Below are 820 nucleotides of genomic sequence, written 5' to 3'. Positions count from 1 at the left end.
ACAAGACGTTCAAGCCGATTCGAAACGCATTGGGGTTTTAGTGCCCAAATGGGCACGGATTTATCAGAGTTTATTTTAGGTTAGGGTGGATCTGCGTCTCTCACACCTTAACTTGCGCGTTATGTTTACTTGTATTTCAATGACTTAAAAATTCTTCGAACTATGTCCTTTGTCCCTTTAGCAGTTCGTTCGAGTTGTCTCAGCAAATCCGCATTGTTGGCCTAATTTCGTGAATTCCTCAGCCCGTAAAACATGTCAATGTTCGCGGGTTGCTTCATTTGCAGGTCGTGGCGGTTGGCTCCAAATCTCACTGGCTCTAAGTCGTTTTGAACGTATTTGCCAAGTAGCATGTCAGCTTGGCAGTTGCCTCGGCAATTTGGCATTGTTCTGCGTTTTGGTTGGAAAGAGAGGGCGCTTGTTGAACGTTTATCGGGTTGCCTCATTGGGCAGGGAAGTGGATTTACCCGTTTGGTGTTTCGTGCCTTTGGTGGCCAAGTGAGTTTTGGCGTGTGACTGACTTCTTGAAACAGGGTCAATAATGCAGTTCTTTGCCAAATAAATCAGTCGTTTGTGGTAAAACATAACAAACAATTCAAGCAGACCCTCAACGCGTGGCACTTTTGGTTTGCGTTGGTTTTAGTGTTTACGGCGCAATGCGGAAGGTGAGCCGGGGCGTTTCGGGCTACTTAATTGGGCGTTATTTCCGCAACGGATCTCTCAGGCTGAATGTACGTGATTGTAGCCTAAGAGTGAAAGTGGCGGGGTAATAGGGTGGAAAAGCGGCGAAAAGGGCGAATATTGGTCATTTCCATGCTAGCCT

1 protein-coding gene is annotated in these 820 nt (G+C 46.6%); it reads left to right on the top strand.

Translation table 11 applies throughout. The features are described 5' to 3' along the window. Window positions 1-348 precede the first annotated feature (348 nt). Complete coding sequence (locus D8S93_RS24980; RefSeq protein WP_193621681.1) at window positions 349-513, top strand: hypothetical protein; 165 nt, start codon at window positions 349-351, stop codon at window positions 511-513. Window positions 514-820: the final 307 nt, after the last annotated feature.

The sequence above is a fragment of the Vibrio sp. VGrn 2 genome (assembly GCF_009361695.1).
Classification (GTDB): domain Bacteria; phylum Pseudomonadota; class Gammaproteobacteria; order Enterobacterales; family Vibrionaceae; genus Vibrio; species Vibrio diabolicus.
Note: the sequence above shows the minus strand (reverse complement) of the source record. Positions and strands in the feature narration are given on the sequence as shown.

What these genes read in the sequence shown, in the direction of transcription:
- D8S93_RS24980 (WP_193621681.1), top strand. Translation starts at nt 349, where the DNA reads ATGTCAGCTTGGCAGTTGCCTCGGCAATTTGGCATTGTTCTGCGTTTT.